This window comes from Prescottella sp. GW823-FHT02E09 (assembly GCF_058797375.1).
This window is the reverse complement of sequence record NZ_JBXAJP010000009.1, coordinates 109,559-130,081: the sequence shown is the minus strand read 5'-3', so window position 1 is coordinate 130,081 and position 20,523 is coordinate 109,559. Positions and strand designations below refer to the sequence as shown.

The following is a 20,523-nucleotide window of genomic DNA, read 5'->3' as shown; positions in this document are numbered from 1 at the left end:
CGTGTGATTCGGCACTGATCGGTTTTCTTAGTCTTGCTACTGAAATACTGGGAGCATGATGTCGCAGGAACCCGCCTTCCACAGGTACGTCGCCCTCGGTGACTCGTTCACCGAGGGCGTCGGCGACCCCGACGCCACCCGCCCGAACGGCCTGCGCGGCTGGGCGGACCGGGTGGCCGAGGAGCTCGCCCGGCGCAGCGCCGACTTCGGCTACGCCAATCTCGCGATCCGGGGGCGGTTGCTCGGCCCGATCGTCGACGAGCAACTCGACGCCGCGATCGCGCTCCAGCCCGATCTGGTGACGATCTACGCGGGCGGCAACGACCTGATGCGCCCCAAGATCGATCTCGACGCCCTCGCCGCGCGGTACGACGAGGCCGTCGGGAAGCTGACCGCGACCGGCGCGACCGTGCTGATGTGGACCGCGTACGACGCGGGCTGGTCCGCGGTGTTCTCCAGGATCCGCGGCCGCTCGGCCATCTACAACGAACTGGTTCGCGAGGTCGCCGACCGGCACGGCGCGCAGCTCGTCGACTTCTGGCGCTTCGACGAGTACCAGGACCTGCGGATGTGGGACTGGGACCGGCTGCACATGTCCACGCCGGGCCACCAGAACATGGCGATCCGGGTGCTCGAGACGCTCGGCGTCGAGCACCACATCGTGATGGATCCGCTGGGACCCGACCTGCCGACCGACAAGGCCGCGCAGCGTCGGGCCGACCTCGAATGGGCCAGGGGATTCCTGATCCCGTGGATCGGGCGGCGTGTCCGGGGCACATCGTCGGGCGACGGTGTCAGCGCCAAGCGGCCCACGCTCGCGCCGATTCGTTAGCGGACACCGACCAACGGCAGAGGGCCGACCGGAATCCCGGTCGGCCCTCTGCTGTTGGTCGGGTCCGTCAGTCGGTACCGAGGTTGCGGGTCGTGGCGATCGCGACGAGGCCGATCAGGCCGACGAGGGCGAAGGCGTAGAAGCCCCACGGCACCGCGTATCCGGCCCCGAGCAGCGCGCCGCCGAGGATCGGGCCGCAGATTGCGCCTACGCGTCCGACACCTGCCGACCAGCCGAGCGCGGTCGCACGGATGGCGGCGGGGTGGTTGGCGCTGGTGAAGGCGTACACGAGCACCTGGGCGCTGAACACGAAGCAGCCGGCGAGGAAGACCATCACGTAGATGCCGCCCGCGACGTCGATGCTGAGCGCCGCGAGGAAGATGGCCGCACCGGTGAACCACACGATGGCTGCGGTGCGGGGTCCGACCTTGTCGGCGACGCGGCCGGCGATGAGCAGGCCGACGACGGCGCCGGCGTTGAGGATCAGCAGGAACGTCAGGGCCGCGCCCAGTTCGTACCCGGCCTCACGCATGATCGTCGGCAGCCACGTGTTGAGGCCGTAGACCAGCAGCAGGCCCATGAACGAGGTGACCCAGATGGCGATGCTGTTGCGCAGGAACTTCGGCGAGAACAGCGTCTTGACGGGATCGGTGGCGGTGGCGACGGTGGCGTCGGCGGCCGGTGCCGCCTCCAGTGCGAGACCGTACTGAGCGGCGATGGCCTCGGCTTCCTCGCGGCGTCCCTTGGACAGCAGGTACGACGGCGACTCCGGCAGGTACTTGATCATCAGCGGGATCAGCACGATCGCCGGTGCGGCGCCGACGACGAACATCGAGTGCCAGCCGAAGGGGTCGATGAGCACGATGGCCAGGGCCGCGGTGGCGACTGCGCCGACGTGGTAGCCCGTCATGAGCATCGTGGACGCGGATCCACCGCCCTGCTTCTTGGAGAACTCGTTCACCAGTGCCAGGGCGGTGGGCAGTGCGCCGCCGAGTCCGACGCCCGCGAGGAAGCGGAGCAGGCCGAAGATGAACGGATTCGGTGCGATCGCGCACAGCAGGGTGAGGATCGAAAACGCCGCGACGGCGTAGATCAGTGCCCGGCGCCGACCGATGACGTCGGTGAGGGTGCCGATGACGAGGGCGCCGATGGTCATGCCGACGAGTCCGAACGTCGAGATTGTCGTGATCGCGCTCGTGCTCAGGTTCCAGTCGCCGTACTCGCGCAGCGAGGGGATGACTGCACCCAGGACCACGAGATCGAAGCCGTCGAGCAGGACGGCGATCCAACACAGTGGGGCGACCCACATCGCGGCGCGACCGCGTGTCGCGGGTCGTTCGATGGTGCTCATTCGATCTCCAGACTCCAGGTGTTCGCAATACGAACCACCGTTCAATTCAAGAACTGGGCCATTGTTGGGTGGGTCACAAGCGAAAGTCAAGCCGCAAACCACGGGGTTGGTGACCCCGTCGCGGTGTGGTCCGGCCACACTGGACGGGTGATCGACGAAGACGGAATCGACCGCAGCATGCTCGGTCGGGCGTTCCGGGTGCTCAACTCCTTCTCCGTGGAACGACCGCGAATGACGCAGTCCGAATTGAGTCGGCGCACCGGTCTGCCGTTGCCGACCGTGCACCGGCTGTGCGTCCAGTTGACGGACAACGGCGCGCTCGAACGCACCGCCGACGGCAGCTACGAGATCGGCGTCCGACTGTGGGAGATCGGCGCGCTCGCACCGGGGGCGCACGGTCTCCGGCAGGTGGCGATGCCCTACCTCGAGGACCTCTACGAGGCTACGCACGAGAACGTCCAACTGATCGTTCGCGAGGGCCTCGAAGCGCTCTACATCGAGCGGCTTTCCGCACGTGGTGCGGTCACTGTGGTCGGGCGCGCAGGTGGCCGGCTGCCACTGCACGCATCGAGTGGCGGGCTGGTTCTGCTCGCGCACGGTGGTACGGAACTTCTCGGCGAGGTGCTGACCGCCGGGCTCGAGCGATTCACCCCCAACACCATCACCACCGAGCACCGGCTGCGGTCCACCCTCGACCAGGTCCGCCGCAAGGGCTTCATCGTGTGCCGCGAGCACCTCAACATCGGCACCCTCGCCGTCGCGGCCCCGGTGTTCCGGGCGGGCGGGGAGGTGGTCGCGTCGATCTCGGTCGTGGTGTCGTCGGCCGCGGATCCGGCGCCACTCATCCCCGCGTTACGGGCCGCCGCGCGGGGCGTCTCCCGCGGCCTGGCGTGACGGAGATCTCTCCGGGCGCCCGGAATCGGTCTTTCACTGAGTGAAAGTGGAGGTATCGGATCGGGGTGACGGCGGGAACAGTGGTGGCGATCACGACTTACCGAGGAGTAACCGCATGACCCACTCGAGCACTCAGGTCGGCATCGTCGGCGCCGGCCCGGCCGGACTGATGCTGTCCCACCTCCTGCACCTGCGCGGCATCGAATCCGTCGTTCTCGAGGCCCGCACCCGCACCGAGGTGGAGGGCACCATCCGTGCCGGTGTACTCGAGCAGAACACCGTCGACCTCATGGTCGAGACCGGTCTCGGCGACCGGCTGAAGGCCGAGGGTCTCGAGCATCACGGCATCGAACTGCGCTTCGGCGGCCGCGGCCACCGCATCGCGTTCGACGAACTCACCGATGGTCGTGCGGTCACGGTCTACCCGCAGCACGAGGTCCTCGAGGACCTCATCGCCAAGCGCCTCGCGGACGGTGGCGACATCCGGTTCGGCGTCTCCGACGTCGAGGTTCACGACCACACCACGGACAACCCGTACATCACCTACACCGACGCGGACGGCAGTGAGCAGACGTTGAAGTGCGCGCTCGTCGGCGGCTGCGACGGCTCGCGTACCAAGACCCGCAAGCTGATCCCGGAGCCGTCCATCCGTCGGGACCACTTCCGCCAGTACCCGTTCGCGTGGTTCGGCATCCTCGCCGAGGCGCCGCCGTCGTCCGAGGAACTGATCTACGCCAACCACCCGCGCGGCTTCGCGCTCATCAGTACCCGCACCCCTGAGGTGCAGCGCCACTACCTCCAGGTCGACCCGGACGACTCGGTGGACAACTGGTCCGACGATCGGATCTGGTCGGAGCTGCACGCCCGCGTCGACGGTGAGGGTGCCGAGATCAAGGACGGCAAGATCTTCGAGAAGTCGATCCTGCAGTTCCGCAGCTTCGTGTGCGAGCCGATGCAGCACGGGAACCTGTTCCTCGCGGGCGACGCCGCCCACACCGTGCCTCCGACCGGCGCGAAGGGCCTCAACCTCGCGGTCGCGGACGTGTACGTGCTGTCGAAGGGCATGGCCGAGTTCTTCGAGACCGGCAACCGGGGTCCGCTCGACGGGTACACCGAGACCGTGATGCCGCGCATCTGGCGCACGCAGCACTTCTCGTGGTGGATGTCCTCGATGCTGCATCGCCTGCCCGACGCGTCCGGCTTCGACCACAAGCGTCAGGTGGCCGAGCTCGACATGGTGACCCGCTCGGTCGCGGGTCGCACGCTGATCGCCGAGAACTACGTGGGTACCCCGCTGGGCTGACCCGCACCGCACCAATCGGTCGAGCTCGTTTCGGGGTCGGCCGATTTGGTGTACTCAGGTACACCTCGGTTTCGTCGTGTGACGAAAGTCGGACGGGGGTGAATTCTCGTTCGGTGAGAAGAAAGGGGTGCGGGTGGACGCGTCGTCCGTAAGTTCGGGAGACGTAGCACCGCACCACCTACAGAAGAGGCTTTCCATGAAGATCCTGATCGTCGGCGGCACCGGCATGATCGGCGCCCACACGGCACTTCACCTCCGCGAGCAGGGCAACGACGTCACCGTCGCCGCGCGCAACCCGCTGGCCGACGATTCACCGGTGTCCGACTTCCCGGTGCTGCTCGGGGACTACACCGAGCAGACCTTCACCGCCGCGCAGTTGGCGCCGTTCGAGGGCATCGTGTTCGCGGCGGGCCAGGACATCCGGCACATGGGTCGCGGTGTCGACGAGGCCGAGTTCTGGGAGAAGACCCAGACCGGCGGCGTGCCGCGGTTCGCCGCGCTGGCCAAGGAGGCCGGCGTCGCCCGGTTCGTCCAGGTGGGCAGCTACTACCACCACCTGCGGCCGGAGTACGCCGAGACCATGCCGTACGTCGCTGCGCGCAAGGCGGCCGACGAGGGTGCTCGCGCGCTGGCCGACGAGAACTTCACCGTCTCGACCCTGAACCCGCCGTCGATCCTCGGTGCCATCAGTGGGGTGTCCGCCAAGCGCTACCGCAAGCTGTTCTCGTGGGCGGCCGGCAACGAGCCGCAGATCCCGGACTTCGCGCCCGCGGGCGGTACCAACTACCTGTCGGCGGGCTCGCTCGCCGAGGCGATCTGGGGCGCGTTGCAGCGCGCCGAGTCGGGCAAGGCGTACCTGATCGGCGACCAGAACCTCACCTTCCGTGAGTACTTCCAGTTGCTCGTCGACGCCGCGGGCGGCGACCGGGTCATCGAGGAGCGCGACGAGGAGCACCCGCTGCTGCCCGACAGCTTCATCGTCCAGGGGCGTGGCAACGTCATCGCGTACGAGCCGGCTGCCGCGGATGTCGAACTGCTGGCCTACACGCGGAACGACTGCGCGCGGGCGATCGCCGAGATGCACGACGTCGTGAAGGCGGCCGCTGGGCGCTGATCGTTCCCGGGACGGCCGTGGCTCCCGCCCGGCCGTCCCGACCGGGGCGCTCGGTGCCCGACGAGTTCGAGTGCGCTCAGTGCCCCGGAAGTCCGCGGCACATGTCGGCGACCACGAGTGCTGCCGTTACCGCGCATGCCGCGGCGACGCCGGCCGCGGAGGCCGCGCGCATGCCGCGCACACCCTGCGTCAGTACGCGGCTGCGGTGCACCGCCAGGCACAGCAGCACCGCGGTCGTGACGAGCGCCGCCGCCGCCGCTGCGACCGCGAGGGGGTCGCCGTTCTGGACAGCCCGCTGTACCAACAGCCCGGAGGCTACCGCGGCTGACAGCGTCGACCGCCGCCACGAGAGCGCGGTCCGCTCGGGTTGCAGGCCCGGGTCGCGTGCGGGGCCGCTCATGTCAGGAGTGCCGCGCAGACCGACACGACGCAGATGCCCGAGCCGCCCACAGCCAGGACCAGCATCAGCTGGGACGGCGGCAGCGGTCGGTCGTGCACCATCGCCCGCTGGACCGCCCGCCACCGGAAGTACGCGCCGACCGTCAGGACCAGGGCGAGTAGCATGCATCCCACCGACACGACCGCGCCGGCGGATTCCGACCCGAACAGGGTCACGAGGTGATCGACGGCGACACCGCCGGCAAGTAGCCCGAAGGACGTGCGGATCCAGGCGAGGAAGGTGCGTTCGTTCGCGAGCGTGAAGCGGTAGTCCGGCTCGCGTGCTGCGGCCGCCTCATCGGCGGTACGTTCGTCCATCCGGGTCATGCGTGTCCTTCTCCGTGCGGATGTCGGGTGTGGCAGGTGCCGGTCATTCGGCAACGAGCGGGACGAGGAGTGTCTGCGTGGCGGGTCGATCTGGAGAGCAGGGCCGGTCGGTGACCTCCCGGGCGTTGAGCATCCTGGGTGCGTTCGACTCGCAACATCCACTCCTGACGTTGTCCGAGATCGCGCGCAGATCGGGCACACCGGTCGCGACGTGCCATCGCCTGCTCGCCGAACTCACGGAATGGGGTGCACTCGCCCGGACCCCCAGCGGCTACTACCACGTCGGGCATCGGCTGTGGAGCCTGGGAATGCTCGCCCCGGTACAGCGCGGTCTGCGGGACGTGGCCGCGCCGTACATGCAGGACTTGTTGTTCGTGACCCGTCAGGTCGTCAACCTCTTCGTCCTGGACGGGCAGTCCGCGCTCCTGCTCGAGCGGATCTCCGGAACCGGGGTGGGCAAGCCCGTCGCCAAGGCCGGCGACCGGCTGCCCCTGCACACGAGCGCCGCCGGCAAGGTGTTCCTGGCGTATGCGCAGGACGCGGATGTTCGGGAACAGGTGCTGGTGCGGGAGACCCCGCACAGCATCGTCGACCCGATGCGGCTGATCGCCGAGATCCGGCGGGTGCGCCGACTGGGCTACGCAACTACGCTCGAGGAGCATGCCATCAACACCCGCGGTGTCGCGGTGCCGGTGCGTCTGGACACCGGTGTGCTCATCGCCGCGCTCGGTATCGTCGTCGTCGGGGCCGACGTCGCCGATACCGAGCGAAGCGTCATGGCGCTGCAGATCGCGGCGAAAGGTATTGCGCGCGAGATGAAGCCGTTGATCAGACCGGACTCGGAGCAGCCAGATTGGAATTGACGGCGAACACGTCCCCGGGATGCGCGACGGTGACGTCGCCGGTGAATTCGCGTCGCGCGTCGTGGGACCACTCCTCGTCCGTCGCCACGCCGGCCAGGTGCGACAGCACGACGTGCGGGACGCCGGCGGCGGCGGCGACGCGGCCGACTCCCGCGGGCGTGGTGTGTGCCTGTTCCTGGTGGTTGAGGAACTCGGGCGCGAAGGCGTGGCGGCGGTAGAAGTCGAGGTTGACGGCCTCGTGGACGAGCAGGTCCGTGCCCGTCGCGAGCGTGACCATGTTCGCGCACTCGGCGGTGTCGCCGGAGAACGCCACCGAGCCGTACTTCGATTCGATGCGGAACGCGAACGCCGGGAAGACCGGGGGGTGTTCGACGAGAATCGCGGTGACGGTGATCAGTTCGTCCTCGTAGATCCGGAACGGTTCCATCGGCGGCGTGGTGTGGCCGTCGGCACGGGCGGCGACCGCCGGCGGCAGCACGATGTCCCGGGCCTGCACGAGCGCGGCGAGGTCGGGGCGGGCCTCGTCGGTGATCCGGATGCCGATGTCATAGCTGTAGGCGTCGAGCACACTGCGGACCATGTCCTGGGTTCCGGCGGGCCCGAGGATCGGGATCGGGGTCTCGAAGCCGTCGACGGGCTTGCCCCAGTTCCACAGCAGGAAGCCGGGGATCTCGACCACGTGGTCGGAATGGAGGTGGGTGACGAACCCGGCACGCCACCGGCGTCCGCGCAGGCCAGCGGCGTGGGCGGCGCGGGTGACGCCGAGCCCGAAGTCGACGAGGTAGAACTGCCCGTCGACGACGACCGCGGTCGCGATGCCGGGGCTGGCGCTGCGGATGGCGGGGCCGGCGGCGACGCCGAGCGTCACGACGTGCATCCCGCTGTCGAAGGTCTCGGGGTGGCGTTGGGGGCTCGGCATGGGGAGTGGATCCAATCGTTGTGGTGGACGTTCGCTCGCGTTCAGGATTGCAGCGGGCCCACGCGACGGCCCCCCAGCCTCTTCCACTGGACGGAAAGCAGTTCTTTGTTGCGTGGGCCACAGTTCCCTAGTTTTGGCGGCACCTCTTCCGCGAGCACTTCCTGCTCCCAAGACCTCGAGGACACCCTGTGAGTCGGACGGCAACGACAGATCGACACGGAGACCCAGCGCTGTGGTCTCCCACCAAGCGGCGACGCTACGGCTGGTTCATGACCGTGACATTGCTGTTCCTGATGATGCTCAGCTGGGCGGACAAGGCCATCCTGGGCATCGCCGCGGTCCCGCTGATGAAGGACCTGGGGATCGGGCCGGAGCAGTTCGGCCTGGTCAGCAGTGCGATGTTCCTGACGTTCGGGGTCTCGCAGTTCGTGCTCGCACCGTTGACGAACAAGGTCGCCACCCGCTGGATCCTGCTCGTGCTGTGTGTGAGCTGGTCGATCGCGCAGCTACCGATCCTGCTGTTCGCGACGCTGCCCGCGCTATGGGTCAGTCGGCTGCTGCTCGGTGCGGGGGAGGGGCCGCTCGCGCCGGTCATGATGCACGGCGTCTACAAGTGGTTCCCCGCCAAGAAGGGCGCCACCCCCGCCGCGCTCGCGTCGTCGGGCGTGACGCTCGGCATCGTCGCGTTCGCGCCTGTGATGGCCTGGATCGTCTCCCACCACGGGTGGCGTTCGGCGTTCCTCTTCGTCGCGGTCATCGGTGTCGTGTGGTCGGCGTTCTGGTTGTGGGTCGGCAAGGAGGGCCCGTACACGAGCCTGGAAGCCGAGCGTGCGATCGACGGTCCGGACACCGACCCGGCGGCCGCCGAATCCGACACGAAGGCCGTCGAGGTCGAGGTCCCGTTCTGGCGGACGATCGCGAACCCGACCTGGGTGCTGGCGATTCTCGTGTCGTTCATGGGGTACTGGACGTTCGCGCTGGCGACGTCGTGGGGGCCGGCCTACTTCGAGAAGGTCGTCGGCCTGAGCGGCCTCGTGGCGGGCAGCTTCATGGCGGTCCCGGCCGCGTGGGGTGCGCTGTGCACGATCGGCCTCAGCGCGCTGACACAGCGACTCGATCTGCGGGGCGTGCCGACGCGTAAGGCCCGAGGGTGGGTACTCGGTGGCGCGGCCGTCTTCGCGGGTGCGAACCTGCTCGGTGCCACGTTCACCGCGTCGGCGCCGGTGCTGTCGCTCGTCATGCTCAGTCTCGGGTTCGGAACCGCCCCGGCACTTTTCGCGATCACCTACCTGATCGTCGCGGAGCTGACGACCGTCTCCCGGCGCGGTTCGCACCTGTCGGTCGCGAACGCCGTGTTCACCACGGGCGGCGTCGTGGCCCCGACCGTCGCCGGATTCTTCGTCGGCCGGGCCGCGACGCAGGTCGACGGGTACCAGTCGGCCTTCCGGCTCACCGCGGCCCTGCTGCTCGTGATCGGCGCCCTGGCCTTGGTGTTCATCAACCAGCAGCGGGAGCGGCGGCGACTGGGCCTCGACGTGTCGATCACGTCGCCGGCACTTCCCCCGGCCGGTACGGGGCGGGCGTTGGTGCCCAACGACAACTGATCCGGATCCGCCACAGGCGTGCCGGTCGGGATGTCCCGACCGGCACGCGCGTTCTCGTGTGGCCCGGACGACGTGTGGGACCGGGAAAGCAGACGGGCCGCGCCGGTGTCGGCGCGGCCCGTCTGTGCGGTCGGGAGTGCGGGTCAGGGCAGGCGGACGTTGACCGTCTGCGTCTCGAAGTACTCGTCCAGGCCCCACCGGCCGCGCTCACGCCCGACGCCGGACGCCTTGCAGCCGCCGAACGGGGCGTCGAGTTCGACCTGGGTGTGCTGGTTGATCCACACGGTGCCGGCCTCGATCCGGCTCGCGACGGCGTCGGCCCGGCCGAGGTCCCGCGACCACACCGATGCGCCGAGCCCGAACTCCTCGTCGTCGAGGCGGTCGACCAGCGTGTCGAGGTCGTCGTAGGCGACGACGGGCAGGGCCGCGCCGAACTGTTCGACCGCGACGAGTTCGTCCGACATCGTCAGGCCGGCGACGATCGTCGGCTCCATGAAATGACCGGGCAGGTCGGTGCCGCGGCCACCGCCGTGGACGATCCGGCCGCCGGCCGAGACCGCGCGCGCGACGAGGTCCCGGACGAACGCGGCCTGGCGCGCGTTGTGCATCGGCCCCATCGTGGTCGCCGGGTCGATGCCGCGGCCGACCGTGAGCCGGGATGCGGCGGACACCAGGGCGTCGGTGAAGTCCGGCGCGAGCGAGCGCGGCACGAACACGCGTTTGGCGGCCATGCAGACCTGACCGGCATTGCGGAAGGCCGATCCGGCGATGCGGTGCGCCGCGTCCTCGAGGTCGGCGTCGGGCAGCACGATCGCGGGATCGTTGCCGCCGAGCTCGAGCGTCACCCGCTTCACGGTGGGCGCGGCCTGCGCCATGATCGCGGCACCCACCTGCGTCGAACCGGTGAAGGAGACCTTGCGGACGCCGGGGAGTTCGCTCAGGGCGCGGCTGACGTCACCGTCGCCGGTCACCACGGTGAGGACACCGTGCGGTAGGTGCTGGTTGATCGTCTCGACCAGCGCGATGGTCGACAGTGGCGTCGTCGGCGCCGGCTTGGCGATCACCGGGCACCCCGACACGAGTGCGGGGGCCAGCTTGACGGTGAGCAGCGAGATGGGGAAATTCCACGGGGTGATCGCCGCGACCAGGCCCACGGGTCGGTAGTTGACCTTGACGGCCCGCCCGTCGCGATCCGGCAGGGTCTCGGTCGCATCCCATTCCATCGTGGAGGCGTGCCGCAGCAGCCCCGCGGCGACCTGGAACTCGCCGATCGCCTCGGCCAGCGGCTTGCCCTGCTCGCGGGAGAGCAGGTGGCCCATCGCGGCGGCGCCGGCGGCAACCGAGTCCGCGGCCGCGGCGAGTGCGGTGCGCCGCGCGTCGCGGTCGCGAGCCCAGTCGCGGCCGGCTTGCGTCGCGAGGGTGATGGCGGCGCGGACGTCGTCGACGCCGTGGCGCGGGGCCTCGCCGACCACCTCGAGCGTGGCCGGATCGACCACGTCGTAGGTGGTGCCGGGAAGAATTGTCATGGATGATTCCCTTCGCTGGTCGCCCGGGCGCGCCCGCAGGTCGCGGCCGGTTCGTCCAGGGTCCAAGCCCGTCACGGTGACCGGCAACACCGCCTTTCCGTCCAGTGGAAGAGCTTGATTGCCTGTGACGGCGGCCGACTCCCATAGTGACGTCGTGAGGCCCGCCACACCGGGCCGGGATGTCTACCGCAGAGGATTGAACACATGGCACTCGAGGGAAAGACGATCGTGGTCACCGGCGCCGCGTCGGGTATCGGCGCGGCTACGGCGCAGGCGCTGACTGCGGCCGGCGCCACGGTCGTCGGACTGGACCGGCAGCCGATGCCGGAATTCCCGGGGCAGACGGTGCAGGCCGATCTGTCGACCCTCGCGGGCGTCGAGGCCGCGGCCGCCGCGATCGCCGGCCCGATCGATGCGATCGCGAACATCGCGGGCGTACCTGGCACCGCGCCCTGGGAGACCGTGCTCGCGGTCAACGTGTTCGGTCTGCGTGACCTGACCGAGCTGCTCCTGCCCAAGCTCGTCGACGGCGGCGTCGTGGTCAACCTGGCGTCGAACGTCGCGAACGGCTGGGCCGCCCGCGCGGACCTCGTGCGCGAGTTCGTTGCAGCCGACCGGGACGCCGCGCTCGCGATGGCGGAGGCCGACCCGGAGATCACCGACAACTCGTACCGGTTCTCCAAGGAGTGCGTCCGCTGGCTCACCCTCGACCGGGCCGCCTGCCACCTCGGCCGTGCCCGGTTCGTCTCCGTCAGCCCGGGCCCGGTGGACACCCCGATCCTCGACGACTTCAAGAAGGACCACGGAGTCGCGAAGGTCGAGGGCGCGATGGCGCTCGTCGGCCGGGCCGGTCGCCCCGACGACATCGCAGCCGTCGTCCGGTTCGTCATCGATGAGGGCGCGGTGTGGGTGAACGGCACCGACGTGTGTGTCGACGGCGGACTGTCGGCACACCGCACCACCCAACCGGCCGCGACGGCCTGAGCGGCGCCGAGGACACATTCGATGGAAATCACGGTTGAGACTGTCGACCGCGGCGCGGCCACCTCGCTCGACGGACACGAGGTGGTCGTCGAGCGGATCGAGGAGGTCGCGGACGGGGTCCGGCGGCTGACGCTGCGCAACGTCGACGGCGCTGCCTTCCCGCGCTGGGAGCCCGGCGCACACATCGACCTCGTGCTGCCGGACGTCATCCGCCAGTACTCGCTGTGCTCGTCGCCGGCCGACCCGTCGGTACTGCAGGTGTCGGTGCTGCGCACGCCCGATTCGCGGGGCGGCTCGCAGTACGTGCACGACACCCTCGCCGCGGGTGACCGGATCTCGATCAACGGGCCGCGCAACGCTTTCCCGTTCGGGGACTCGCGGAAGTACCTGTTCATCGCCGGCGGCATCGGGATCACTCCGATCATTCCGATGGTCGAGCAGGCCGAACGTGAGGGCCGCGAATGGCGCCTGGTCTACGGCGGGCGCAGCCGGGCGAGCATGGCGTTCGCGGACGAGTTGGTCGCCCGATACGGCGATCGTGTCGAGCTGTGCCCCGAGGACGAGACCGGACGCATCGACCTGGCCTCGCTGCTCGCGTTGCCGCGGGCGCACATGTCGATCTACACGTGCGGCCCGGAGCCGATGCTCGCCGCGATCGAGGACTACTGCCTGGGCTGGCCGCCGGGTGCCCTGCACCTCGAGCGGTTCGTGCACGGCGGGGGCGGCGGCGCCGGCAGTGAGCCGTTCACCGTGGAACTGCGCCGCTCGGGCACCTCGGTCGAGGTGCCCACCGACAAGACCGTGCTCGACGCGATCGAATCCGTCGGCGTGCGGGTGCTGTCGTCGTGCCGGGTCGGCGTGTGTGGAACATGCGAGACCCGGGTGCTCGCCGGTGAGGTCGAACACCGTGACGCGCTGTTCGACGAGGCAGACAAGGCCACGGCCGACTCGCTCATGGTGTGCGTCTCACGCGCTGCGGCCGGCTGCTCGACGCTGGTTCTCGATCTGTGAACGACCTGTCCCCTAAGGAGAAATGATGACGACAGCACTGTCCGGGAACGTGGTGTCGCTTCCCGACGACCCGTACGCGGTCGAGAACATCGTCGACCCGTATCCGCTGCACGAGAAGCTCCGCGAGGCGGGGCCGGTGGTCTGGCTCGAGGAGTGCGGCGTGTACGCGCTGTCCCGCTACGCGCCGGTGTACGAGGTCCTGGCCGACTTCGAAACTTTCTGCTCCAGTGGCGGTCTCGGCCCGCAGGACATCCGGAAGCAGGACGGGTGGCGGCCGCCGAGCATTCTCGAGTCGGACCCGCCGACGCACACCGCGATGCGTCGTGGCCTCAGCGGTGTCATCTCGCCGCGGGCCATGCGCGCGCTGCGCGAGCAGTTCGCCGGCCCCGCGGTGGAGATCGTCGAGTCCGTCGTGGCACGCGGCGAGTTCGACGCCGTCACCGATCTCGCCGAGCCGTTCCCGCTGCGGGTGTTCCCCGACGCGGTCGGGCTGCGTCCGGAGGGGCGCGAGAACCTGATGCCCTACGGCAGCATGGCGTTCAACGCGTTCGGGCCGAAGAACGACATCTGGGCGGCGGCGTTCGACGGCGGCGAGGCGGTGGCTGATTGGATCATGGACAGCTGCCGGCGTGAGAACCTGGCGCCCGGCGGCCTGGGGGAGCAGATCTGGGCGGTCGCCGACACCGGCACGATCTCCGACCAGCAGGCGATCCTGCTCGTCCGGGCTCTGTTGTCCGCGGGCGTCGACACCACGATCTTCGGTATCGGCAACACGCTGCTGAACCTGGCCCGCAACCCTGAGCAGTGGGAGAAGCTGCGCGCGGCACCGCAATTGGCGAAGTTCGCGGTCGACGAGGCGCTGCGAGTGGAGTCCCCGTTCCAGATGTTCCACCGCACCACCACCGTCGACACCACGATCGAAGGTGTCGCCATCCCGGCGGATTCGAAGATCCTGCTGTTCATGGGCGCTGCGAACCGAGATCCGCGCAAGTGGGGCGAGAACGCGGCTGCGTTCGACCTCGAACGCAGCGCCTCCGGTCACGTCGCGTTCGGTATGGGACTGCACCAGTGTGTCGGCCAGCCGATCGCGCGCCTCGAGATCGAACTGGTCCTGCGGGAGCTGGCGGCACGCGTCGAGCGGATCGAGCCGGCCGGCGACCCGGAGCCCTGGCTGCACAACGTGCTGCGCGGCTGGCGTTCGATTCCGGTTCGCGTGCACGCGGGCTGACATTCGCGAAAGGGCCGGTTCCACCGAATCATTCGGTGGAACCGGCCCTTTCGTACTCGAGTCAGGCTCGGGTCAGGCGATGCGCTCGAACACCGCGGCCAGGCCCTGGCCGCCGCCGATGCACATGGTCTCGAGGCCGTAGCGGGTCTCGCGACGGTCCATCTCGCGCAGCAGGGTCGCGAGGATGCGGGCGCCGGTCGCGCCGACGGGGTGGCCCAGCGAGATGCCCGAACCGTTGGGGTTGAGGCGCGCGTCGTCGGGCTCGAGTCCCCACGTGCGGGTCACCGCGAGGGCCTGCGCCGCGAACGCCTCGTTGAGTTCGATGACGCCCATGTCGGCCAGCGACAGCCCGAGTCGCGCGAGGGCCTTCTCGGTGGACGGCACCGGGCCTATGCCCATCGTGCGCGGTGGCACACCGGCGACGGCCCAACTGGCGAGCCGGGCGAGCGGACGCAGGCCGAGGGCCTTCGCCTTCTCCGGCGTGGTGACGATGGCGATGGCGGCGCCGTCGTTCTGGCCGCTGGCGTTGCCGGCGGTGACGGTGGACTCGGGGTCGACCTTGCCGCGGATCGGGCGCAGCTTCGCGAGCGACTCGACGCTGGTGTCGGCGCGCGGGTGCTCGTCGGTGTCGACGACCAGCGGATCGCCCTTGCGCTGCGGGACCGACACCGGGACGATCTCCTGCGCGAAGATGCCACCGCGCTGCGCGGCGACGGCACGCTGGTGCGACTGCACGGCGAGGGCGTCCTGGTCCTCGCGGCTGATGGAGAACTCGGCGCGCAGGTTCTCGGCGGTCTCGATCATGCCGCCGGGCACCGGGTAGTTGCGGCCGCCGGCGGTGACGCGGGCGCGGGCCAGGCGGTCGTTGAGGGCCAGGGATTCGCCGCGCACGCCGTACCGCATACCGGTGGCGTAGAACTCGGCCTGGCTCATCGACTCGACGCCGCCGGCGAGGACGAGGTCGCTGCCGCCGGACTGCACCTGCATCACGGCCTGGATGATCGCCTGCAGACCGGAGCCGCAGCGGCGGTCCACCTGCAGACCCGGAACGTCCACGCCCAGTCCGGCATTGAGTGCCGCGATCCGGCCGATGGCCGGGGCCTCACCGCCGGGTGATGCCTGGCCGAGGATCACGTCGTCGATGTCGGCGCCGGCGATGCCGGTGCGGGTGACCAGCTCGGTGATGACGGTGGCCGCGAGATCCTCGGGGGCGACGTCGCGAAAGACGCCGCCGAAACGGCCGACGGGGGTGCGGAGCGGTTCGCAGATGACTGCGTCAGACATGTCGTTTTCCTTGGTGCGGTGATGATTGAGTCTGGGTACGGGCGAGGTCCGCCGAGATGGCGTCGGCGGTCGCGACGGCAGCCGGAACGAGCGTGTCGTACACCGCCTCGGTGGCGTAGCGTGCGGCCTGGGTCGAGATGTTCACCGCGGCGACCACAGCGCCCGACCGGTCGCGGATCGGTGCGGCGAGGGAGCGCAGGCCCTCCTCGAGTTCCTGGTCGACCACGCAGTAACCGTCGGCCCGGATCTTGTCGAGTTCGGCGCGCAACGCGTCGGGCGTCGCGATGGTGTGGCCGGTGAGCGGAGTCAGCTCGATGCGGTCCAGGTAGGCGTCGAGTTCGGCGGGGCCGAGCCCGGCCAGCAGAACGCGGCCCATCGACGTCGCGAACGCGGGGAACCGGGTCCCGATCGTGATGGACACCGTCATGATCCGGCTGACCGGTCGGCGGGCGACGTAGACGACGTCGTCGTCGTCGAGGATCGACACCGACGTCGACTCGTGGACCTGGTTGGACAGCGCCTCGAGATGTGGCCGGGCGATGTCGGGCAGCGACAGGCTCGACAGGTAGCTGTAGCCGAGTTCGAGGACGCGGGGCGTCAGCCAGAACACCGAGCCGTCGGTGCGGACGTAGCCGAGCTCGACCAGGGTGAGCAGGAACCGACGGGCTGTCGCCCGGGTGAGATCGGTGGCGCGGGCGACGTCGCTGAGCGTGCGCTGCGGGTTCTCGGCGTCGAAGGCCCGGATGACGGACAGGCCGCGTGCGAGCGACTGCACGTAATCGGTCGAGGCCCCGGTCGGCTCGGTCCCGGTCGAGTTGCTCCCGCTCGAATTCGTCACTGTCAGGTACTCCCCTCGGTGGCGCCCGCCAGGTCGGCGAGAGCCTGCTTGCCGAGCGCGAAGGCCCGGTTGCTGTTCGGCACACCCGCGTACACCGCGGTATGGAGGAATACTTCCACGAGCAGATCCGGGTCCATGCCCGCGCGCAGCGCGGCCCGGATGTGCATGTCGAGTTCGTGTTCGTTGCCGACCGCGGTGAGGATCGCCATCGTCAGCAGGCGCCGGGTGGGGTGGTCGAGGCCGTCGCGGGCCCAGATGTCGCCCCACGCGGTGCGGGTGATGAAGTCCTGGAACGGGTCGGTGAACGCGGTGCTGCCCGCGATCGCGCGATCCACGTGGGCGTCACCGAGGACCGAGCGGCGCACCGACATTCCGACGTCGTGTACCGCGCGGCGGGCGGCGGCGACGGACGGGGCCCCGTGTCGTTCGACGTGGGCCTCGATCAGGCGGGTCACGGCGCCGGCCTGCTCGACGTTCGCGAGATGCGCGCCGGGGGACAGGATGTGGAGTTCGGCGCCGGCGATGCCGTCGGCGATCACCTGCAGCGCAGACGGTGGTGTCGGGCCGTCCTGCTCCGCGGCGATCACCAGCGTGGGTGCGGCGATCCGGGCGAGGTCGGCGCGGCCGTCCCACTCGGACAGCGCCTCGCAGCACGCCGCGTAGCCCTCGTCCGAGGTGCCGGACACCATCGCGACGTGGCGGGTCACGAGTTCCGGATCACGCTGCGCCAGTTCGGGAGTGAACCAGCGTCCGACGACGGACTCCGCGATGGACGCGATGCCGTCGGCGCGGACCGTGGCGGCCCGGTCCAGCCACGGCTGGGCCGGGGCGAACTGCGCGGCCGTGCACATCACCGTGAGCGTCTGCACGCGCTGCGGGTGGTGCGCGGCCAACCACTGTCCGACGGCCCCGCCGAGGGACAGGCCCACGAAGTGCACCGCGTCCACACCGAGTGTGTCGAGCAGTGCGACGACGTCGCCGCCGAGGTCGGCGATCGTGTACGGCCCCGCGGGAGCGGGGGAGCCGCCGTGGCCGCGGTGGTCGACGGCGATCACGTGGGCGCGGGTCGACAGCGCGCGGATCTGCGGATCCCACATGTGCAGGTCCGAGCCCAGCGAGCCGAGTAGCAGGACCGGTGGGGCGGCGGGATCGCCGTGCAGTTCGAAGTGCAGGGCGCAGGGCCCGTCCTGGGTCATCCGAGTCCTCCGAAGGTTCGATCGGTCTGTGTGGTGCGGGCGGCCAGCGCACGGTCGACGAGGTCGACGGCGTGGCCGAGGTAGTTCGACGGATCCAGCAGGTCGCGCAGCTCGTCGGCGGACAGGTGGGCCGTGATGTCGGGGGCCCGGTCGAGCGGGACTCCGGAAGCCGCTGCGGCGGTGACGATGTCGCGCGCCGAGTCGGTGTGCGCGGACAGCGCTCCGGTGACCCGTTCGGCGAGGATGAGCCCGCCGGTGATGTCGAGGTTGCGTGCCATCGCGTCGCGGTGGACGTGCAGCCCGGCGAGGCTCGACGCCAGTCTGTGCGCGGCGCCGCCGGTGAGCCGCAGCAGATCGGTGACCGTCTCCCACTCGGCGTGCCACGCACCCGCGGCCCGCGCGAACTCGTGGTCCGTCGACGACAGGACCGTTGCGACCAGCCCCGGCACCCGCCGCGCGGCGGCACGAGCGGTGACGGCCGCGACCGGGTTCTGCTTGTGCGGCATGGCCGACGAGCCGCCGGGCGCGTCCTCGGCGACCTCGCCGAACTCGGTCGACGCCATGGCGGTGATGTCGGTGGCGGGCTTGGAGATCGCTCCCGCGGCGATGCCGAGCGCGGACGCGAGGGCCGCGATCGGGGTGCGGGTGGTGTGCCACGGCACGACCTGCCGGACCAGCCCCAGCTCGTCCGCGAGGGCGTCGGCCATCGCGAGGCCGTGCGGATGGACGGCTGCGAGAGTGCCTGCCGCACCGCCGAACTGGACGGGCAGCGCGGTCAGCGCCCGCTCGAGCTGCGCGGTCGCGTCGTCGAGACCGGTGAACCAGGACACCGCGAGCGCGCCGAACGTGGTCGGCAGGGCCTGCTGACCGAGCGTGCGCGCCACCATCGGGGTGTCGCGGTGCGCGCGTGCGAGCTCGGCACCGGCGTTCGCCGCCGCTCGCAGGTCGGCGAGGACCAGACGACCGGCCCTGCGCGACAACAGCATCAGGGCCGAATCCATGACGTCCTGGCTGGTGGCGCCCACGTGCACGGCCGACGCCGGGACGCCGGCCTCGGCGCACGCAGCCCGGAGGGTCTTCACCAGCGGGATCACCGGGTTGCCGCCCGCGGCGGACCTGCGGCCCAGGTCCGCGATGTCGAGGGCGCCGGGCGTGCCGAGCGCCGCGGCGACGGCGGTGACGGTGGCGGCGTGCGCGGCCGACACCAGGCCGACGGCCCCGGCTGCCCGGGTCAGAGCGGCCTCGACTTGGAGCAGTGCGACCACCCAGGCGTGGTCCGAGACCTCTTCGGCGAGCGCGGGCTCGTCAGCGGCGCCGAAGAGGGGATCGAACAGTTCACCGCGGGTGTGCGTCACGAGAGGCTCCTGGTCACAGCTCGAAGAACGGCGTCTCGACGCCGTCGGGATCGCTGTCCTGAACATAGACCGTGAGGCTGTAGCCGTCGTCGGTCTTGCGCGCGATCAGCTTCGGCCGCTGCGACTCGGGCAGCGACGTCAGGACCGGGTCGACGGCGTGCGCGGCGGTGTCCTCCGGGAAGTACAGCCGGGTGTACAGGCGCTCGAGCATGCCGCGGGCGAACACGCCCACGTTGACGTGCGGGGCCTCGACGGTGTCGTTCTCGGCGGGGAGCGGACCCGGCTTGACGGTGTGGATCGCCGCGGTGCCGGTCTCTTCGGCGCCGGCCCGGCCGAAGCCCCGGAATCCCGCAGGAACCGGTTCGATGGCGCCGCGCGGGTCGTCGGCGTGCGCGAAGCGGCCGTCGGCGTCGGCCTGCCAGGTCTCGACCATCGCGTCCGCGACCGGCACGCGATCGCCGTCGATGACGGTGATGCGCAACGTGATCCGACCGGGTGCGCCCTCGGGTGCGGCATCCGGGCCGTCCGCCCACGGCAGCCCGATGTGCCAGTACGGGCCCACCGTCTGCGACGGGGTGACGCCGAACTCTGCGGTGGTGAAGTCGCCCGGGGTGACGTCGTAGATCGGTGCGACAGTGTTCTTGGGGGAAGTGTCAGTCATCGTGATCCTCGTCGTCCTCGAACGGGGTGGCGTCGCGTCCGCGCAGGACGATGTCGAAACGGAAGCCCAGGGCCCAGTCGGCCACGGTCGCGTCGTAGTCGAAGACGCTGACCATCCGGTGCCGGGCGGCGGCGGGGACCGCGTTGTAGATCGGGTCCTGGAAGAACAGCGGATCGTCCGGGAAGTACATCTGCGTCACGAGGCGCTGCGTGAAGGCGGTGCCGAACAGCGAGAAGTGGATGTGCGACGGCCGCCACGCGTTGTCGTGGTTGCGCCACGGGTAGGCGCCGGGCTTGATCGTGGTGAAGGTGTAGTGGCCGTCGGCGTCGGTGACGCACCGGCCGATGCCGTCGAAGTGGGGGTCGAGCGGTGCGGGCCAGTTGTCGCCGATGTGCCGGTAGCGACCGCCGGTGTTGGCCTGCCACACCTCGAGCAGGGTGTTCGGGACGGGCTTGCCGTTGCTGTCGAGCACACGACCGTGGACGACGATCCGCTGGCCCTGGGCCTCGCCGCCGTTGGCGATCGTCAGGTCGGCATCGCCCGGCTGCACACGGTCCTCGCCGAACACCGGCCCGGTTACCTCGCCCAGTCGCTGCGGCAGCAGCTCGAGCGGCTGCCGCGGGCTGCGGAGCCCGGTGGTCTTGTAGTCCGCGAAGTCCGGCGGAGCATTCACGCCGGTGCCGACCGGCCGATATTGCGGGGGCAGATGAAGCATGTGACGACCTCGTAGTGGGGGCGGTGGGTGAGGGGGAATCGAGGGTGTTCGCTAGATGGACAACAGGACGCTATGCGAAC

The 20,523-nt window shown here is 70.1% G+C and carries 20 protein-coding genes; 9 read left to right on the top strand and 11 right to left on the bottom strand.

Annotation, left to right across the window (positions count from 1 at the left end):
- Positions 1-55: 55 nt before the first annotated feature.
- Positions 56-832 carry an SGNH/GDSL hydrolase family protein gene (locus AC1RIF_RS21810; RefSeq protein ID WP_492603450.1) on the top strand — a complete coding sequence of 259 codons (777 nt, stop codon included), beginning with the start codon at positions 56-58 and terminating at the stop codon, positions 830-832.
- Between the two features lie 67 nt (positions 833-899).
- Here the strand turns inward: AC1RIF_RS21810 and AC1RIF_RS21805 are convergent, their stop codons facing one another.
- The gene (locus tag AC1RIF_RS21805; protein ID WP_492603449.1) at positions 900-2,183 is read right to left on the bottom strand and encodes an MFS transporter; all 1,284 of its coding nucleotides are present in this window, start codon (positions 2,181-2,183) and stop codon (positions 900-902) included.
- Positions 2,184-2,333: 150 nt separating this feature from the next.
- Here AC1RIF_RS21805 and AC1RIF_RS21800 point away from each other — a divergent pair, with 150 nt between their 5' ends.
- The 3 genes from AC1RIF_RS21800 to AC1RIF_RS21790 all read left to right on the top strand — a co-directional run bounded on the left by AC1RIF_RS21800 (position 2,334) and on the right by AC1RIF_RS21790 (position 5,494).
- Positions 2,334-3,077 carry an IclR family transcriptional regulator gene (locus AC1RIF_RS21800; protein WP_492603523.1) on the top strand — a complete coding sequence of 248 codons (744 nt, stop codon included), beginning with the start codon at positions 2,334-2,336 and terminating at the stop codon, positions 3,075-3,077.
- Positions 3,078-3,192: 115 nt separating this feature from the next.
- Positions 3,193-4,380: a 4-hydroxybenzoate 3-monooxygenase gene (locus AC1RIF_RS21795; protein ID WP_492603448.1), complete on the top strand. Its 1,188-nt coding sequence runs from the start codon at positions 3,193-3,195 to the stop codon at positions 4,378-4,380.
- Between the two features lie 196 nt (positions 4,381-4,576).
- The gene (locus AC1RIF_RS21790) at positions 4,577-5,494 is read left to right on the top strand and encodes an NAD-dependent epimerase/dehydratase family protein (RefSeq protein ID WP_492603447.1); all 918 of its coding nucleotides are present in this window, start codon (positions 4,577-4,579) and stop codon (positions 5,492-5,494) included.
- 76 nt (positions 5,495-5,570) lie between these two features.
- Here AC1RIF_RS21790 and AC1RIF_RS21785 read toward each other — a convergent pair whose 3' ends face one another.
- Positions 5,571-5,894: a DUF202 domain-containing protein gene (locus AC1RIF_RS21785; protein ID WP_492603446.1), complete on the bottom strand. Its 324-nt coding sequence runs from the start codon at positions 5,892-5,894 to the stop codon at positions 5,571-5,573.
- On the bottom strand, positions 5,891-6,259 hold the full coding sequence (locus AC1RIF_RS21780; protein WP_492603445.1) for a YidH family protein: 369 nt from the start codon (positions 6,257-6,259) through the stop codon (positions 5,891-5,893). Before AC1RIF_RS21780 ends, AC1RIF_RS21785 begins: the two co-directional genes overlap by 4 nt.
- 77 nt (positions 6,260-6,336) lie before the next feature.
- Here AC1RIF_RS21780 and AC1RIF_RS21775 point away from each other — a divergent pair, with 77 nt between their 5' ends.
- Positions 6,337-7,122 carry an IclR family transcriptional regulator gene (locus AC1RIF_RS21775; RefSeq protein ID WP_492603444.1) on the top strand — a complete coding sequence of 262 codons (786 nt, stop codon included), beginning with the start codon at positions 6,337-6,339 and terminating at the stop codon, positions 7,120-7,122.
- Here the strand turns inward: AC1RIF_RS21775 and AC1RIF_RS21770 are convergent.
- Positions 7,088-8,041, bottom strand: a complete 954-nt coding sequence (locus tag AC1RIF_RS21770) for an MBL fold metallo-hydrolase (protein WP_492603443.1) — start codon at positions 8,039-8,041, stop codon at positions 7,088-7,090. The two genes, AC1RIF_RS21775 and AC1RIF_RS21770, sit on opposite strands and share 35 nt — an antisense overlap.
- A 269-nt stretch (positions 8,042-8,310) precedes the next feature.
- Here AC1RIF_RS21770 and AC1RIF_RS21765 point away from each other — a divergent pair, with 269 nt between their 5' ends.
- Positions 8,311-9,645, top strand: coding sequence for an MFS transporter (locus tag AC1RIF_RS21765; RefSeq protein ID WP_492603442.1), 1,335 nt, complete (start codon positions 8,311-8,313; stop codon positions 9,643-9,645).
- A gap of 143 nt (positions 9,646-9,788) precedes the next feature.
- Here the strand turns inward: AC1RIF_RS21765 and AC1RIF_RS21760 are convergent, their stop codons facing one another.
- Complete coding sequence (locus AC1RIF_RS21760) at positions 9,789-11,171, bottom strand: aldehyde dehydrogenase family protein (RefSeq protein ID WP_492603441.1); 1,383 nt, start codon at positions 11,169-11,171, stop codon at positions 9,789-9,791.
- A 204-nt stretch (positions 11,172-11,375) separates the two neighbouring features.
- Between AC1RIF_RS21760 and AC1RIF_RS21755 the strand changes: the two genes are divergently transcribed.
- From AC1RIF_RS21755 to AC1RIF_RS21745, 3 genes are read left to right on the top strand one after another with little or no spacing between them, the layout of a single operon-like run.
- A complete protein-coding gene (locus tag AC1RIF_RS21755) occupies positions 11,376-12,155 on the top strand; it encodes an SDR family oxidoreductase (protein ID WP_492603440.1) in 780 nt (259 codons plus the stop codon).
- Positions 12,156-12,176: 21 nt separating this feature from the next.
- Positions 12,177-13,166, top strand: coding sequence for a PDR/VanB family oxidoreductase (locus AC1RIF_RS21750; RefSeq protein WP_492603439.1), 990 nt, complete (start codon positions 12,177-12,179; stop codon positions 13,164-13,166).
- A gap of 25 nt (positions 13,167-13,191) precedes the next feature.
- On the top strand, positions 13,192-14,394 hold the full coding sequence (locus AC1RIF_RS21745) for a cytochrome P450 (RefSeq protein WP_492603438.1): 1,203 nt from the start codon (positions 13,192-13,194) through the stop codon (positions 14,392-14,394).
- A gap of 72 nt (positions 14,395-14,466) precedes the next feature.
- Here AC1RIF_RS21745 and AC1RIF_RS21740 read toward each other — a convergent pair whose 3' ends face one another.
- The 6 genes from AC1RIF_RS21740 to pcaH are packed head-to-tail and all read right to left on the bottom strand — an operon-like array spanning position 14,467 to position 20,443.
- On the bottom strand, positions 14,467-15,678 hold the full coding sequence (locus tag AC1RIF_RS21740; RefSeq protein WP_492603437.1) for an acetyl-CoA C-acetyltransferase: 1,212 nt from the start codon (positions 15,676-15,678) through the stop codon (positions 14,467-14,469).
- Positions 15,671-16,516, bottom strand: a complete 846-nt coding sequence (locus AC1RIF_RS21735; RefSeq protein ID WP_492603436.1) for an IclR family transcriptional regulator — start codon at positions 16,514-16,516, stop codon at positions 15,671-15,673. The genes AC1RIF_RS21740 and AC1RIF_RS21735 overlap by 8 nt, the downstream gene beginning before the upstream one ends.
- A gap of 2 nt (positions 16,517-16,518) precedes the next feature.
- Positions 16,519-17,712, bottom strand: a complete 1,194-nt coding sequence (pcaDC, locus tag AC1RIF_RS21730; RefSeq protein WP_492603435.1) for a bifunctional 3-oxoadipate enol-lactonase/4-carboxymuconolactone decarboxylase PcaDC — start codon at positions 17,710-17,712, stop codon at positions 16,519-16,521.
- Positions 17,709-19,067: a 3-carboxy-cis,cis-muconate cycloisomerase gene (gene pcaB / locus AC1RIF_RS21725; protein WP_492603434.1), complete on the bottom strand. Its 1,359-nt coding sequence runs from the start codon at positions 19,065-19,067 to the stop codon at positions 17,709-17,711. The genes pcaDC and pcaB overlap by 4 nt, the downstream gene beginning before the upstream one ends.
- Positions 19,068-19,080: 13 nt before the next feature.
- Complete coding sequence (gene pcaG / locus AC1RIF_RS21720) at positions 19,081-19,728, bottom strand: protocatechuate 3,4-dioxygenase subunit alpha (protein ID WP_492603433.1); 648 nt, start codon at positions 19,726-19,728, stop codon at positions 19,081-19,083.
- The gene (pcaH, locus tag AC1RIF_RS21715; RefSeq protein WP_492603432.1) at positions 19,721-20,443 is read right to left on the bottom strand and encodes a protocatechuate 3,4-dioxygenase subunit beta; all 723 of its coding nucleotides are present in this window, start codon (positions 20,441-20,443) and stop codon (positions 19,721-19,723) included. Before pcaH ends, pcaG begins: the two co-directional genes overlap by 8 nt.
- Between the last annotated feature and the right edge of the window lie 80 nt (positions 20,444-20,523).